Raw genomic sequence first — 1,018 nt, 5'->3', positions numbered from 1 at the left:
TCGTCCTGGTCTGTGTCAAGATCATCTTCGTAACTGGGTTGATTCCCTGCTGTGGGGCTGATCCAGAGCTTGCGATCTTCAAAATGGATGATCTGCCCAATGCCAAAGCGAACCCGCTCAAAGCCATCGTCTTCTATCAACCGGGTAGTCAGCCCCAGGGAGAGCTGGTTGGCATCACCTAACCGGTCGTGACCGGAGAAGCGGCTGTCACGCCAGAGCGAGTGGTAATTGAAGTTCATCAATGCCGTATCAAACACCGGGTTCATCTCCTGCCCCTCTTTAAAGGGGGAGTAGAGATACTTGATTCCGGGTTCAAGGGTATGGGTGAATTCAGTACCACCAATAGCGGTAAAGCGGTCAAAGTAAAGTCCGCTGTCAATACTGAAGGTGGGCACTGTTGTTTTGGGTGACTCGGTGTAATCTGCGGCGGTGAAGTTGCCGTAGGCAAGGTCCAAATCATCAATTACATTTTGTTGGTTCAGGTCCGTCAGCCGGTACTCAACATGTTGCACCTTTACTGCCGGGCGAATGAAAGCATAGTTCCAGTCAAGAGAGTACCCTGCCCCGGTTTCCAGGTAGAGACGTTCACCATTGGCCCTGTTGATGCCATAGCCTGAGTCGTAGTGACTCCGATACACATTCTCCGATGGGTTGATCAGCGTTTCATTGACGTAATGCCAGTTATCGTCACGGGTGAATTTCGTGTAGTCAGCCGCATAATTGAGGCTCAGGTTACTACCGGCCAGCCAGTTACCCGACAATTCGATTTGTGGCAATTTGTTATAGGGGTCATCTGACGTCTGATTCATATTCTGGTATTGGTGAGCATCCACACTCAGCTGCCAGCTGTGGTTGGTATCGCCCCCCAGGTAGCGGGTACCTATCCGCTGGTTCAGCGGTGCATTGGCCGACAGATTGAGGCTGGTGCTGAAATCGTCAAGATAGTTTTTATCGCTGGCTTTGGCGTAATCCACCTCTGCCGTCCAGTTACCAAGATGATCTTGACACAGACCCGGAC

At 51.4% G+C, this 1,018-nt stretch carries 1 protein-coding gene; it reads right to left on the bottom strand.

Translation table 11 applies throughout. The annotated features are described in order from the left end of the window. Positions 1 to 1,018: LPS-assembly protein LptD (locus KDK14_RS21265; RefSeq protein ID WP_257267272.1), on the bottom strand; the 1,018-nt coding region annotated here is incomplete at both ends.

The organism is Endozoicomonas sp. ONNA2, from assembly GCF_024606365.1.
GTDB lineage: Bacteria > Pseudomonadota > Gammaproteobacteria > Pseudomonadales > Endozoicomonadaceae > Endozoicomonas.
The sequence above is the reverse complement of the archived record's forward strand: the minus strand, read 5'-3'. Positions and strand labels throughout refer to the sequence as shown.